Below are 14,203 nucleotides of genomic sequence, written 5' to 3'. Positions count from 1 at the left end.
TTAGAACTACCCCCCTTATCAAATTCTGCGAAATTTCGTGTGAAGCTGGGCAACGGTCATCAGAGAGCTGATTGTAGAGATTTTACCTCCCCTAGGGGGTATAAACTGAAAAATGAGAAGCAGAAATATTTTATCATTACCAGTAAATCAGTTTTTTTATACTTTGTGTATATGTTTTTTTGGTAATGAGGAATAAATTCTTTTAACCACTAACTGATTCAAGGACTAAAATCTAAAAATAAAAATATTTTTTAAGATTATACTGGTAACAGTGGTAATGAAACGGTAATGAAAAAATAAATCAATATATATGTCAAAGTATTGATAATACTATATTATATCTATATAAGTATATATATCATTACCAGTATTACCATAGTTACCATACATATATATACTATATATAAACTACCTTATATATAAAGGTATAAGGGTATACTTATATATATAGTAATGGTGTGTATGTAAAAAAAACGGTAATACTGGTAATGGCCTAAGATAAAAACACTAGAATCCTCTCTGGAATTGGCTTTCAGACAGGGGAGCATCTTCAACGATATTACCACATGTTTCTAACTTCACTAAACACACTGAAAGTTCAATTTCTAGCTTTTAGTAATATCTAAGCTAGGTTGAGTTTGATACTTATATTGACTGTCTTCATATTATGCTCATTTTGTTCGTTAAATAGAAACCCACCAACACACACCATATTTGTCAATAACGGTTGCACAACACTTACTCCATGGGAGTTCATGGATGGGATTAATGATAATCCCACCATTGCTCAAAATATTAAAGGCATTATAAACAGCTTCCTCGCTTCCCATCTCAAAAACATTAAAAGTCATTGTTTCCCATTTCATTTTATGAACTATGCTTATGTCACAGGGATTTGCTGCTTCAGCTAATGCTAAAAAGCCTTCGCCATTTACGGATAATTCACAGTGTTCATAGGCAGTTTCGGTATCATTTTTTATTTCCAATGTAATTTCTGCACCAAAAGCCTTGCAATACAGCTCGGCAGCTTCAAAACTATTTTGCACATAAACTTGAGTATAATTTTTCATGTCTGGCCTCCTCATTATATAAATACTCTGAATATCAGAACCTAGTTTAGCGTTTCAAAAGATTATTATATCAGACTTTAAGCACGTTCAGTAAAAACAGTTTACTCTACGCCGTAGGGTTCTAACCCCATCTCCTCCCAAGTAATTCCGTAGGGAGCACCGCCAGATGTGTAGCCAGCAATATAATAAAAAGTTTTATTTGAATCGTGAAACTGTTCTTCAAGTTTCTTAAGCTTTTTAGAAGTGGCTTTTTGCTCCTTCAGTTTTCTTGTGTTTTCTTCGGCTTGCTTCAGCTGTGAGATATATGTGTCTGAAATCTCAATGCCTAGAAGCTTGAGTTCATTTGCTGCACATATCAAAGACACACCATATTTCTTACGGTAGCCTTGTACAATATTTTTACCTGTGTATGTTGGAATCCAGTGCATAGCAGATTGCAGCCTTGAATCCTTCTTCATGGTTTTTCTTGATGACATTCTTGTCTCTCCTCATAAAATATCAGAATCCTATTGTCTTTTATTACTCTCATTTAGCCACTGTATAAATTCTTCCGAGGTTCTTTGACCATTTTTAATATCAGTTTTCCAACGGGCAACATCAGCTTTCCAAGTTTCAAAGTTTTCTTTATAAAATGCAATATCAGGATTCCGTATAACACGCATTTGCTTCGCCTGATATATTTTTCGCCTAAGCTTTTCAGCATCATCCATTTTCAATTTATTCTCAAAGGTTCGCTGAGAGCCATCCTCTTTACAGGTCTTGTATGGATTGTGGGGACTGAGTCTGTCACAGTATATTGCATCGGAACGCAGAAGAGGAACAAAATATTTATTGCAGTTATTACATTTTTTAATTACAAGGTCTTGCCTCAAAATATGATATAAAGAAGCCACACAAACGTCCTCGATGCTGTTACAGGTATAAACACTTGTGATGGCGTTTTTGCTTTTGTCAGATTTGGCGAAGCCTCTAATAGCTGCCTCCAAAGGCGATAGATTTTCCGTTGTCACTAGATCCTCAACTGGTGTTTCTGTATCTATGTAGAATTGCAGATAATGCTCTGGAATTGAAAGCCCTTGCATATGGAGAAAGAAAAGAAAGTTGTCCAAGGTATAAAGAGATGTATCCTTTATGCACAGTTCAAGGAATTCTCGCATCTTAGCATAAAAATAAGAATCCTGCGTTATCCGATCTAGCATATCGTCAACTAATCTAATGTAAATGTGTTCAGATTTTTTAAGCTCTTCTTTTATAGAAAAGAAATCAGCAAAGGACATCCCTAGAGAATAGACTTCGTTTATACCTTTATAAGGATTACTAATTCTCTCTGTAAGCTTGATATCATCGAACTCTATTGTAAATGCCATAAAAATACCGCCTTTTTGCGTAATGTTATCAATCAATGATGAAACAACGATGCTCTGTAATGTTATCAAAAATGAGCAAATGTTATCAATGATAAGTAAACTGTATTGACTGATAACATTGTTATCAATTATAATTAGTACATAGTAATTATATAACTGGAAAAACATATTAGCAAGGAGGAAAACAATGAAAAACAAAGATTTGAGAGATGCATTCAGGATAGAAAACGTTAAGCAGTGGGAGGTAGCTGAGGCAATTGGTATTTCAGAAATGACTTTTGTAAAATGGCTAAGAAAAGAATTACCAGAAGAAAAGAAAGCACTTGTTAGAGAAGCCATCAAAAAAGTCATAGAGAGCAGATAGTCATAAATTTTTAAAACCTACAACTAAATAGCAGGACGTTAAGGTGAACGGCAAAATACGTGAAACCCAATCAGTAGAATTCTGGTGAAGCCGATGCAATATTATTTGAAGAAATTAATGTTACTTTATTTGAAGAAATTAAACGGAGGAGTTGAAGCACATGTCAGGAAACGCAAGCAGAAAGCATAAGCAATATATGTTAATGCTAAAACGCAGAAAGCTATTTGGAAATATCTCACCAAGAGATGAATTCGGAAAATTAGATCTCGTCCTCTATGGTGCATCACAGGGAAGAATCATAACAAGCAAAAGCACGTATGACCAAGGCAGGATGATTGTAAAAACTAAGAAAAGAAATTTGAAAGCAGTTTAAATAGAAGACATATTTGTTTAAAGATAAAAGGATTTTTTATAGAAAGGGTGTGAGAAATTGAATCAACGAGCGGAACTTGCAGTGAGCTACGGTAAAAAGAATTTTAGAGTTGTACCATTGCATGGCATTAACCAAAAGGGCTATTGTACTTGCAGCAGAGGAGTTAAATGTACCAATAGTGGCAAGCACCCTATACTTTCTAGATGGGAAGCTAAAGCAACAACAAATGAAGATAAAATATTAACCGAGTTTAATAACTATCCTTATGCTAATATCGGATTTGCAACAGGAAACGGGATATTTGCTTTGGACATTGATAAACGTCATGGCGGATATGAAAGCTTAAAAGAACATGGAGAACTAAAGGAAACTGTAAGTGCAAAAACTGGAGGTGGAGGAAGCCATCATTATTACAAGATTCCAGAAGGTATTAAGATACCAAATAAAGTAGCAATATTACCTGGAGTAGATATCCGCTCAGATGGTGGATTAGTTGTTGCACCGGGAAGCATACATATAAGCGGGGCACAGTATGAATGGATGCCGGGTTGCTCTCCTTTTGAAATGGAAATAGCCGAGCCTGATGGTTGGCTTATTGATTTAATTATCAATGAAAACAAGACTAAAGGAACAGCTAATGAAATACAAGAAAGTATAGAAGAAGGTTCAAGAAATGTTGTTATGACTAGCATTGCAGGTACGCTAAGAAGAAGGGGATTAAGCTTTGAAGCAATATTGGCTGCACTAAGTGTTGAAAATGAAAACCGCTGTAATCCTCCGCTCGAATACCAAGAACTTCAAAATATAGCCAAAAGCATAAGCAGATATAAGCCGGAAGATCCGATTACAGTGGATACTTGGAATGAGGAAGGTAAGAAAAGCCTACATAATACAATATTAGAGCTTGATGATTATTCAAAGGTTTATGAAACGGAAATATTATCCCAGCTTACTCTTGCAAAGAAAAACGACCCAGTTACATATGCCGCTATTAAAGCAAAGTTAAAGGGCAAGGTTAACTTAAATGACCTTGAAAGAGCCATTAAGCATCAGGACAAAGCAATGAAAAACAATAATACAGAGTTTGGACAAGCTCTTGAGCTAGATGGTCTTGAATTAGAAGGGATTGAGTTACATAATTATGTAGTTCCAAAGGGTTGGCAGATAAGCCAAGTGAATGGAATAACACATCATATATATAACGGAGATGGAAGTGAGCGTGAAGTTACGGTAAGCTTTGTCCCAATAATTATCAGCAGACGCTTTCGTAATTTGGACACAGGCTTTGAAAAGGTGGAGCTTTCTTTTAACCGTGATGGAAAATGGAAAAAAGTATTATCACCCCGTTCGGTAGTATTTAACCGAAACAGCATATTAAGGCTTGCCGATAATGGATTTCCCGTTACCTCAAATAATGCAGGGGACTTGATTGCTTATCTGGCAGATTTTGAGCAGGCTAATGATACAAACATCCCAGTTGTTAATTCAGTTTCTAGATTGGGCTGGATAAGAAGCGGAGAATTCTTTCCAATCAGTAAGAATGAAAACTTGGAGTTTGAAACAGATAGCAAGGAAGCATCAGCTATTATGACCGGATTAACAGCTTCAGGAGATGAAAATAAATGGCTTAGTGTTGCTAGGGTAGCAAGAAAAAATTCTATTGCTAGGTTTTTGATTGCAGCCAGCTTTGCATCTGTACTTTTAGAACCACTTCGAAAGCGTGTGTTTTTCATTCATTTATGGCATAACAGCAGAAGTGGTAAAACTGCTACACTAAAACTTGCTATAGCAGCGTGGGGCAATCCTCATACATTAATTGGTTCATTCAATAGTACAATTGTTGGACTGGAAAGAAGAGCAGCAGCTCTTAGAAATCTGCCCTTTGCAATTGATGAATTGCAGGTGCTAAACACTAAGAAAATGACAGCAGACAGCATTATCTATATGCTATCTCAGGGGCAGGGAAGAACCAGAGGTAGCAGAGATGGAGGCTTGCAGGACACACTGAATTGGAGAAATATTATTCTTACCACTGGAGAAGAAGCAATGCTTGGAAGCAGTATGCAGGATGGAGCAAACTCCAGAACTCTTGAACTATATGCAAAGCCTGTAGAAGATATTGTGTTGGCATCAAAAATGCATGAGGTTTCAGAACAGAATTATGGACATGCAGGGAAGGTATTTATTGAAAGGCTATGTGGAGAATTAAGCCTAAAGCCATCATATCTCAATGAAATATATGAATTAATAAAAGGCAAGCTTAAAGAAAAGCATCTGGAAAGTATTCACCTTGATGAGGTTGCAGTAGTTTGCCTTGGCGACTTTCTATCCTCTATGTATGTATTTGGTGAAGATGAAGCTACTGCGATGAATGATGCTATAGAAGCTGCACTTTTCGTACTTGAAAACAATCGTCAGCTTACGCAAGCAGATAATATTGAAAGGGCATGGGAGATGTTTTCAGGATGGCTGATTGCCAATAGTACGAGATTTGGTATTGATGCTCCGACACCACAATATGGTAGGCTTGATGAAAAGGGAAACTATTTGGTTATTCCGTCTTATGCTCATAAAGCATTGGAGGATGCAGGATTCTCACCCAAGAAGGTATTCCGAGGGTTTGCAGAGAGAGGATATATAGAAAGCCAAGTTGACTCAGATGGTGTGAAACGATTCCAGCTTGGAAGAAACATCATGGGAAAGACATGTCGGGTATATGTGGTTAAAGTACCAGAGCACAACGACGAAACTATCGAGCCGTTATTATTCAAATAAACATTCTATATAAGAAAGAACAACAATCATATACATAAATTTTAGTGAAAAATAAGTATCAGAAATTATAAAAAAATAAATAACGAGGAGAGAACAAAATGAATACATATAGAAATATTATAGACATTGATACAGAAGACTTAAATCATCCAAATTGTTATAAAAATATGGGACTTCAAGAAAAACAAAACCTTGATGAATGGATTAAGTCAAAATTTGAACCTTCAAAAAGAATCTATCGGAACAGAAGCAGCTATGGTTTAAAGCATGACTTTGATAGAGACACTGGTATTTACGTGACTAATGGAGAATTTAAAGGTGCTATGCTTGCAGCAGGTTTTGCTCCTGCAAATGAAAAAGAGCTAAACTGGCATTTTAAGATAAAAGAGAAGGAGCCAGATAGTTTCTATGGATGGTGTATCAAGCGATATAAACACAGAGATTCTCCACTTGGAGATTTAGCAAGAGACATGGAGGATGATCGCAGATTTCCAAAAGCATCAACTGATAAAAAAGAGATAGAAGCATATATGATAGATAGACATGGATGCTATGGAGCATTAAAAGCATTTGAGAAAGCTTGGAGGTATTATGAGAATTTTAAAATTACAGATGGCAAATCGATATAAACCATTAAAAATGAAAACTAAACTAAAGTAGTATAGTTTAAATCCATTAGGACTTCAAATATGAGGTTCTTTTTTAATCCTCATTATAAGGATAACAACCAAAAAAGTAATAAACGGTATAGCCGTTTAAATAAAAAAAGTGGAGGAATTTATATGAATCAAATTATGGAATTACGTGAAAAACGCAACAAAGCATGGGAAGCAGCAAAGGGATTTCTCGACAGTAAGCAGAGTGAAGATGGAATAGTATCAGCAGAGGACACTGCAACCTATGAGAAGATGGAGATGGAAGTAGTGAGTCTTGGAAATGAAATTAAGAGACTTGAGCGACAGTGTAAACTAGATGCGGAACTGTCAAAGCCAACTAGTAATTATGCGTTCAACAAGCCTAATCAAACACATGCAAGGCAAAACAGAGCATCAGATAACTACAAAAAAGCCTTCTGGAATATGATGCGAGGAAAGCTGAACAGTGAGGTTCAAAACACACTTACAATAGGAACAGATACGCAGGGTGGCTATCTTGTACCCGATGAGTTCGAAAACACATTGCTTCAGGCATTGGAGGAAGAAAATGTATTCAGACGTATTGCAAGTGTTATTAAGACATCAAGCGGAGATATGAGAATACCTATGATAGCTGCACATGGCACAGCTTCTTGGGCAGATGAGGGTGCTGCCATCACAGAATCAGATGAAGCGTTTAGTAAAATATATATCGGTGCTCACAAGCTTGCGACTATGTTAAAGGTAAGTGAGGAGTTACTAGGCGATTCTGGATTTGATATACCAAAATATATTGCAGGAGAGTTTGCAAGAAGAATTGGTAAGGCGGAAGAAGCTGCTTTTATATCTGGTGATGGAAACTCTAAGCCAAGCGGAATTCTCATCGAAACAGGTGGTGCGGAGATTGGTGTGACAGCAGCAAGTGCGACAACAATCACAGCGGATGAGATTATAGACTTATACTATAGTTTAAGATTACCCTACCGAAAAAATGCAGTATTCATAATGAATGATGCAACCGTAAAGGCAATCAGAAAGCTCAAGGATGGAAGCGGTGAATATATTTGGCATCCATCACTGGCGGCAGGTCAGCCAGATACAATTTTAGGTAGACCTGTAGAAACAACTGAATTCATGCCACAAATTGCTTCCGCCTCAAAGGTTATTGCCTTTGGAGATTTCAGCTATTATTGGGTGGCGGATAGGCAGGCAAAAAGCTTCCAAAGATTAAATGAGCTATTTGCAAGAAATGGGCAGGTTGGGTTCAAGGCATTTGAGCGTGTAGATGGAAAACTAATGTTACCTGAAGCAATTAAAGTGCTTAAAATGAAACAGTAAACCTAAGACGCTTACATATGTTAACTATAAAAGGCTCCTTGTAGAAATAAGCCATCTACAGGGAGCTATATTTTTTCTATAACGATAGCCTTTGCCTAAAGGGTAAATTAACTTGACTTCTATTAAATGTAGAGACATATATGTAATAACAAAAAAACGATATTACAGGAGGTCACTATGGACAGAAAGCAGATAATTAAAGCCTTGGAAGAACACGCAGGAGTAAAGGCAAAATATATGGGAGTTCCAAGCTTTGCATATCAAATATTAATAGAAGGAAGGTTCTACATAATTGATAGACTTGGAAAGATTACATTAGATGATGTAGAGGTTCAGCTTGATGCACTGATTAATGGAACAAATGAAGAAAAAGAAGTAGTAGTACAAGAGCTATCACAAGTACAAGCACGAGAGCAAGCACAAGAGCAAGCACCAGAGCAAGCACAAGGACAAGCACAAAAGCAAGCACAAGAGAAAGTGCAAGAACTAGCACAAAAACGAGCGCAGGATAACGAAGCCCTTGACTTTGAAATCACAATTCCGTTGAATGGGCATACGGGTGCAACTCTAAGAAATATGCTTAACATGCTTTACAGCAAACAACCTGTTATAAAGAAGGCATTTGAAATTGAAGCTGATATTTTACAAGCTGATTTTATTGCGGACTTAAACAAAGCCAGCATACAGACAATTGATGAATTCAAGAATGAAATAGCCGAAAAACAGCAATCTGGTTTCAATGGAATTGAATTTGATTTTACTAACAATACTATAACCTTCAAGTTTTTTAGACATCTACAGGAGCCAGATAGACTTGAAGCATATACACATTTTGCTTCACTTCTCAGCCAAAGTGCAAGGAGCTTAAAACATGCATCACCGAAGCCTACAACTACAGATAATTTCAAATTTACGATGAGAGTTTGGTTAATTAGGCTTGGCTTTGTAGGAAATCAATACAAAAGGGCAAGAAAACTGCTTCTTCAAAATTTGGAGGGTAATTCGGCATATAGAAAATTAGAAAGATTATCAGAAAATAATGAAGTGATGATTATAAATGCAGAACCAAACGATATAAAGTAACTAAAAACTGCTGTAAAATGCACAAAAAACCGCTGTGTTATTTGTTGATAATATGCTCTTAATTAACTGGATATAAGGCTCTTTCAGAGCTAATATATACACTAACAAAAGGAAAATATTTACTTTAAAAGGAGCAAACTACGATGAAAACACAGAGATTCGGAATTGAAATTGAAATAACAGGGATAACAAGGGCAAAGGCGGCTCAGATTGCAGTAGAATTTTTCGGAGTGGGAGCAAGGCTTGAACACAAAGGTGGCACTTACGATGAGTACAGAGTTATAACACAAGACGGCAGGAGTTGGAAATTTGTAAGCGATGCGAGCATTCTGCCTCACAAAAAAGAATACGGTCGGATTGTTACAGCGGATCGGGATTACAGCGTGGAGCTAGTAAGCCCGATTTTAACCTACGAGGACATTGAAACACTTCAAGAGCTGGTAAGACAGCTAAGACACGCAGGAGCACTTAGCGACAGCAAATACCAATGCGGAATACACATTCACGTAGATGCAAAAAAACACACGCCGCTAAGCTTGAAAAACCTAATCAACCTCATGGCAAGCAAGGAGGATTTACTATATAAAAGCTTAGAGATAGACCCTGCAAGATTAAGGTACTGCAAAAAGGTAAACGAAAACCTAATAACAACGATAAACAAGAAAAAGCCTAAGACCTTGGAAGCTTTGGCAGACATTTGGTACTCAGGTTTTGGTCAGGAAAACAGAAGCAGACATTATCACAATAGCAGATACCATGGGCTTAACCTTCACAGCGTTTTTGATAAGGGAACGGTTGAATTCAGACTTTTTAACGGGACAACCCATGCAGGAAAGATTAAGGCATACATACAGTTCTGCCTTGCGGTAAGCCATCAGGCAATCAGCCAAAAGTCTGCAAGTGCAAGAAGAACCTATACCGATAACGAAAAGTACACCTTCCGCTGCTGGATGCTTAGGCTTGGACTTATCGGTGAGGAGTTTGAAACCTGCAGGCATCACTTCCTTGCAAGTCTTAGCGGGAACTCGGCTTGGCGTAATGCCGCATGAAGGTAAGCATTGGCTTGTGGGGGCGGACAAGGCTCTCACAGCCCCAATCAAAAACGAAGAGGAGCACTTATACTATGAAAAATGAAACTAAAATATATGGGGCTTATGGTTCAAACATGAACCTTAATCAAATGAGCCATAGATGTCCTAATGCCAAGGTTATAGGAATAGGAAAATTAAGAAGCTACAGATTGACCTTCAGAGGTATAAACAATGGTGTTGCAAATATTGAAAAAAGACAGGGAAGCACTGTCCCCATAGTTTTGTGGGAGATAACTTCGGAATGCGAGAAAGCACTTGATTTATTTGAAGCCTATCCGAAGCTTTATGTTAAAGAAGAAGTCGAAGTTACAACAAAGGATGGTACTATTAAAGCAATGGTATATGTAATGTCAAAACAATATGAACAGCTATCGGCAGAGCCATCAAGCCATTACATAAATACAATATGGCAGGGGTATCTGGACAACAAGTTACCGTTAATAAAATTGAGAGAGGCGATTGCTGAAAACAGAAATGAAACTGACACTTTGAGGTTTAAAAATAATAAATATTATGCAATGCCTTATCTTTTATCAGATATAAATAAAAAATGTAAATAGTTATAAAGAATTCTTTATAACTTGTAAGACAGGATTTTCAGAGTTAATATGTATAACATCTAAGGAAATTTAATAAGGACGCCATGTCTTCAGGGTGTTCGAGCACCCTAAAGACAATGCAGGTAATCTAGGTACCTACACCGACAGCATATGCTGCCACAGCGACTCTGTGTATATTATATCTTTTTGTACTTACATTTACAATAATACAACAGGTGCAGTGTGGGGTTATATCAATCCTGCAGTGCACCTTTTTAAGTTTCTTTCAAATAAATTTTGAGAGGAGTATACATTATGTGCGAACAATCCGAAAAAAGCTTTAAGGATGCCTTCAACAATTTTATTGGCACAAGGGCATCCGAGGATTTGGCTGAGTTGTACTTAAGTAATAATAAATATATCCAGTTGGGCTTGGATATAGAATCATGCAGTGAAGAAATTCTATCTGTTGTTCCAAAAGAGAAGCAGAAGGAGCTTGGCAGGTTACTAGACAAATATATCGGTATCAATGGTCTTATGGGAGCTTTGGTAAATGAAATTCTTTACACGCAAGGCTTAAAGGATGGGATAAAGCTTGGGTGTATCCTTGAAATAAGCAAAGGGGCATTTAAGCTATGAGTAACAGGACAGTAAAAGAATAATAAGTAAAATATATAACATAAGAGGTTTGGGCGAATGTGTCCAGCCTCTTTTTATGTTGGATGTTTCTTGAAGCTAATTCTATTAACTTGACTTTATTCCCTAGAAGAGTGATGTATAGTACTAAATTGATAGAAGGGAGCAAATTAAGTGCGTGTAATAAAAATAGAGCCTGCTGCAAAAGCTGAACAACAGAAAAAGAGGGTCTGTGCTTATGCGAGGGTATCCACCGATGGCTACAAGCAGGGTGAATCCTTGGAAAACCAAGTAACCTACTATAATAACTTAATCTCATCAAATACTGAGTACGAATTTGTAGGAATATTTGCAGACAAAGGAATAACTGGAACAAAAGATGATAGACCTGAGTTTCAACGAATGCTAAAGCTTTGTAGAGAAGGAAAAATAGACTTAATCATAACAAAATCCATATCAAGGTTTGCAAGAAATACAGTGGTAGTACTAAAATATGTAAGGGAATTAAAAGAAATAGGTGTTGAGGTAAAATTTGAAAAAGAAAATATATCGACATTATCTGGGGACTGTGAGCTGATGCTTACCGTCCTCTCTTCATTTGCGGAGGAAGAAAGCAGAAGTGTAAGTGAAAATATAAAGTGGAGGTATCACAAAAAGTTCGAAAAAGGTGAACTGGTTATAAACGCTAATAGGTTTCTTGGATACGATAAGGACGAATATGGAGATTTAATAATAAACCCTAAAGAGGCTGAGATTGTAAAAAGAATATATGGAGAGTACTTAGAAGGTAATGGGATATTTAAAATAGTAAAAATGCTTAATTCAGAGGGTATTCCAACAGTTACAGGCTCAAAATGGAATGAAGCAACTGTTAGGACTATTCTAAGAAATGAAAAGTATAAAGGGGATGTAATGCTTCAAAAAACCTATACTCCAAGCTACTTAACTAAGCTAAGGAAAATAAACAGAGGTCAGGTTGATAGCTATTACATAGAAGATAACCATTCACCAATAGTTACAAAGGAAGCATGGGAGAGAGTGCAGCTTGAAATGCAAAAACGTGCTGAAGCAAAAGGAAACTCAATAGGCTCAATAAAATGCCTTAACCGCTATCCACTGTCAGGAATTCTTTTCTGCAGTAAGTGCGGTTCACCATTGAGACGTAGAACATGGAACAGTAAACACTCCTGTAAAAAGATAGTATGGCAATGCAGTAACTATGTTAAAAATGGTAAAGATGCCTGTGAAGGAACAGTAATTGATGATGAGATTATAGGCAGTCTTAATATAACGGAACCAACGATTGTGAAGGAGGAAATCCAAAATGGCAAGAAGCATTACAGTTATTCCAGCAAGGGCAAACAGAACAAATACGGCACAGAATGCTGAACCGCAAAAAAAGAGAATGGCGGCTTACTGCCGTGTATCAACAGACCAATTAGAACAGCTATCAAGCTATGAGGCACAGGTACAATATTATACTACATATATATGTAATCATCCTGACTATAAATTCGCGGGGATATTTGCCGACGAAGGCATCACAGGAACTAGCACAAAAAAGCGTGAGCAGTTTAATAAAATGATAGAGGACTGCAAGGCAGGTAAAATTGATGTAATAATAACCAAGTCTATATCAAGGTTTGCGAGGAACACTTTAGATTGTTTAAACTATGTTAGAATGCTGAAGGAACTTGGCATAGAGGTAATATTTGAAAAAGAGAATTTACGGACTTTGGATTCTAAGGGTGAAATTTTATTGACTGTTTTGTCTTCATTGGCGCAGGAAGAATCAAATTCCTTGAGTCAATCGAGCACATGGGGCATCAGAAGGCGGTTTGAACAGGGTAAAGTTATAGTCAATCATACAAAATTTATGGGGTATGACAAAGACGAAAATGGCAATCTCATTATAAATGAAAATCAGGCAAAAGTGGTAAGAAGAATATATGCAGATTATCTTAATGGTAAAGGCACTAACAGAATCGCACACGAGCTTGAAAATGAAGATGTTCAAAACTGGAATGGAAAAGTAAAATGGTATGAGGGCAGTATCAGGAAAATGTTAAGCAACGAGAAATATAAGGGAGATGCTTTGCTTCAAAAGACATATACCACTGATTTCCTCACAAAGAAAAGAGTTGAGAATGACGGAGCAGTTCCGCAATATTATGTGGAGGAAAGCCATCCTGCAATTATTGACAAGGATACATGGGAAGCAGTACAGCTTGAAATGGAGAGAAGAAAAGCCTTTGCAGAAAAATATAACATTAAAAAGCTGGACTATGTTACTAATGATAACCCGTTTGCAGGCAGAGTTATCTGTGACTGCTGTGGCAGTACTTTTGGAAGAAAGGTGTGGAACTCAACAGATGAAAGATTAAAAAGAACTATCTGGCAGTGTAACAACAAATACAAGGTTAAAGGAAAAATAGGGTGTGGGAATAGGCATATTAATGAAGAGGTTTTATATCAGGCATTTGTTAATGCTTTTAATGCAATTGTGGAGAATAAGGATTACTTTATGAAAAAGTGGAAGGAGCACTTACAAAGTGATAACCCACTTCAAAAGTATAGAGCAAAGCAGTTTATAAATATTATAAAAGACGCAGAGTCATTAGAAAAATTTGATATAGAATTGTATTTTAGCATAATCGAAAAGTTGACAGTGTTTGAGGAAGAAAAGATAATTGTTACTTTGCTTGACGGTACTGAGATTGAATGTGAAATTGATTAAAGTATAATGAGACCACTAAAAAAGTGTCAATATAATGTACTACTATAGGTAAAAGCAATTTTTTATAATGCTTGAGATATTCTTCCAATTCTATTCAACTCATTTTATTCTTTACTACATGCTCTTGTACTCACTGTCATAATTAAAATCTCCTACTAACAATTGATGTATTGTCCAGAGGAGATTTTACAAAAA

14 protein-coding genes are annotated in these 14,203 nt (G+C 36.6%); 11 read left to right on the top strand and 3 right to left on the bottom strand.

Annotated features, from left to right (window positions below; translation table 11 throughout):
• Window positions 1-683: 683 nt before the first annotated feature.
• From EHE19_RS17130 to EHE19_RS17120, 3 genes are all read right to left on the bottom strand, one after another.
• A complete protein-coding gene (locus tag EHE19_RS17130) occupies window positions 684-1,070 on the bottom strand; it encodes a VOC family protein (protein WP_137699169.1) in 387 nt (128 codons plus the stop codon).
• 101 nt (window positions 1,071-1,171) lie between these two features.
• Window positions 1,172-1,546, bottom strand: coding sequence for a hypothetical protein (locus EHE19_RS17125; protein WP_137699168.1), 375 nt, complete (start codon window positions 1,544-1,546; stop codon window positions 1,172-1,174).
• A 30-nt stretch (window positions 1,547-1,576) separates the two neighbouring features.
• Complete coding sequence (locus EHE19_RS17120) at window positions 1,577-2,437, bottom strand: DUF6076 domain-containing protein (RefSeq protein ID WP_137699167.1); 861 nt, start codon at window positions 2,435-2,437, stop codon at window positions 1,577-1,579.
• 187 nt (window positions 2,438-2,624) lie between these two features.
• On the opposite strand from EHE19_RS17120, the gene EHE19_RS17115 reads away from it, so the two are divergent.
• The 11 genes from EHE19_RS17115 (at window position 2,625) to EHE19_RS17065 (ending at window position 14,008) form a co-directional block, all read left to right on the top strand.
• Window positions 2,625-2,801: a hypothetical protein gene (locus EHE19_RS17115; RefSeq protein ID WP_171003667.1), complete on the top strand. Its 177-nt coding sequence runs from the start codon at window positions 2,625-2,627 to the stop codon at window positions 2,799-2,801.
• A gap of 160 nt (window positions 2,802-2,961) precedes the next feature.
• Complete coding sequence (locus tag EHE19_RS17110) at window positions 2,962-3,174, top strand: hypothetical protein (protein WP_137699166.1); 213 nt, start codon at window positions 2,962-2,964, stop codon at window positions 3,172-3,174.
• A gap of 57 nt (window positions 3,175-3,231) precedes the next feature.
• Window positions 3,232-5,949, top strand: coding sequence for a DUF927 domain-containing protein (locus tag EHE19_RS17105; RefSeq protein ID WP_137699165.1), 2,718 nt, complete (start codon window positions 3,232-3,234; stop codon window positions 5,947-5,949).
• Between the two features lie 98 nt (window positions 5,950-6,047).
• Window positions 6,048-6,578, top strand: coding sequence for a sterile alpha motif-like domain-containing protein (locus EHE19_RS17100; RefSeq protein WP_137699164.1), 531 nt, complete (start codon window positions 6,048-6,050; stop codon window positions 6,576-6,578).
• Between the two features lie 153 nt (window positions 6,579-6,731).
• Entirely contained in the window at window positions 6,732-7,922 is a 1,191-nt protein-coding gene (locus EHE19_RS17095; RefSeq protein WP_137699163.1) for a phage major capsid protein, read from the top strand.
• Between the two features lie 177 nt (window positions 7,923-8,099).
• Window positions 8,100-9,005, top strand: coding sequence for a virulence-related protein (locus tag EHE19_RS17090; RefSeq protein ID WP_171003666.1), 906 nt, complete (start codon window positions 8,100-8,102; stop codon window positions 9,003-9,005).
• 143 nt (window positions 9,006-9,148) lie between these two features.
• Entirely contained in the window at window positions 9,149-10,054 is a 906-nt protein-coding gene (locus tag EHE19_RS17085; protein WP_137699161.1) for an amidoligase family protein, read from the top strand.
• A 74-nt stretch (window positions 10,055-10,128) separates the two neighbouring features.
• Complete coding sequence (locus EHE19_RS17080; RefSeq protein ID WP_137699160.1) at window positions 10,129-10,656, top strand: gamma-glutamylcyclotransferase family protein; 528 nt, start codon at window positions 10,129-10,131, stop codon at window positions 10,654-10,656.
• Window positions 10,657-10,950: 294 nt separating this feature from the next.
• A complete protein-coding gene (locus tag EHE19_RS17075) occupies window positions 10,951-11,274 on the top strand; it encodes a hypothetical protein (protein ID WP_137699159.1) in 324 nt (107 codons plus the stop codon).
• Window positions 11,275-11,445: 171 nt separating this feature from the next.
• Window positions 11,446-12,660: a recombinase family protein gene (locus tag EHE19_RS17070; protein ID WP_190530392.1), complete on the top strand. Its 1,215-nt coding sequence runs from the start codon at window positions 11,446-11,448 to the stop codon at window positions 12,658-12,660.
• Window positions 12,596-14,008, top strand: coding sequence for a recombinase family protein (locus EHE19_RS17065; protein WP_190530390.1), 1,413 nt, complete (start codon window positions 12,596-12,598; stop codon window positions 14,006-14,008). The genes EHE19_RS17070 and EHE19_RS17065 overlap by 65 nt, the downstream gene beginning before the upstream one ends.
• The last annotated feature ends 195 nt before the right edge of the window (window positions 14,009-14,203 follow it).

The sequence above is a fragment of the Ruminiclostridium herbifermentans genome (genome assembly GCF_005473905.2).
GTDB lineage: Bacteria > Bacillota > Clostridia > Acetivibrionales > DSM-1351 > Ruminiclostridium > Ruminiclostridium herbifermentans.
Note: the sequence above shows the minus strand (reverse complement) of the source record. Positions and strands in the feature narration are given on the sequence as shown.

What these genes read in the sequence shown, in the direction of transcription:
- EHE19_RS17130 (WP_137699169.1), bottom strand. Translation starts at nt 1,070, where the DNA reads ATGAAAAATTATACTCAAGTTTATGTGCAAAATAGTTTTGAAGCTGCC.
- EHE19_RS17125 (WP_137699168.1), bottom strand. Translation starts at nt 1,546, where the DNA reads ATGTCATCAAGAAAAACCATGAAGAAGGATTCAAGGCTGCAATCTGCT.
- EHE19_RS17120 (WP_137699167.1), bottom strand. Translation starts at nt 2,437, where the DNA reads ATGGCATTTACAATAGAGTTCGATGATATCAAGCTTACAGAGAGAATT.
- EHE19_RS17115 (WP_171003667.1), top strand. Translation starts at nt 2,625, where the DNA reads ATGAAAAACAAAGATTTGAGAGATGCATTCAGGATAGAAAACGTTAAG.
- EHE19_RS17110 (WP_137699166.1), top strand. Translation starts at nt 2,962, where the DNA reads ATGTCAGGAAACGCAAGCAGAAAGCATAAGCAATATATGTTAATGCTA.
- EHE19_RS17100 (WP_137699164.1), top strand. Translation starts at nt 6,048, where the DNA reads ATGAATACATATAGAAATATTATAGACATTGATACAGAAGACTTAAAT.
- EHE19_RS17095 (WP_137699163.1), top strand. Translation starts at nt 6,732, where the DNA reads ATGAATCAAATTATGGAATTACGTGAAAAACGCAACAAAGCATGGGAA.
- EHE19_RS17090 (WP_171003666.1), top strand. Translation starts at nt 8,100, where the DNA reads ATGGACAGAAAGCAGATAATTAAAGCCTTGGAAGAACACGCAGGAGTA.
- EHE19_RS17085 (WP_137699161.1), top strand. Translation starts at nt 9,149, where the DNA reads ATGAAAACACAGAGATTCGGAATTGAAATTGAAATAACAGGGATAACA.
- EHE19_RS17080 (WP_137699160.1), top strand. Translation starts at nt 10,129, where the DNA reads ATGAAAAATGAAACTAAAATATATGGGGCTTATGGTTCAAACATGAAC.
- EHE19_RS17075 (WP_137699159.1), top strand. Translation starts at nt 10,951, where the DNA reads ATGTGCGAACAATCCGAAAAAAGCTTTAAGGATGCCTTCAACAATTTT.
- EHE19_RS17065 (WP_190530390.1), top strand. Translation starts at nt 12,596, where the DNA reads ATGGCAAGAAGCATTACAGTTATTCCAGCAAGGGCAAACAGAACAAAT.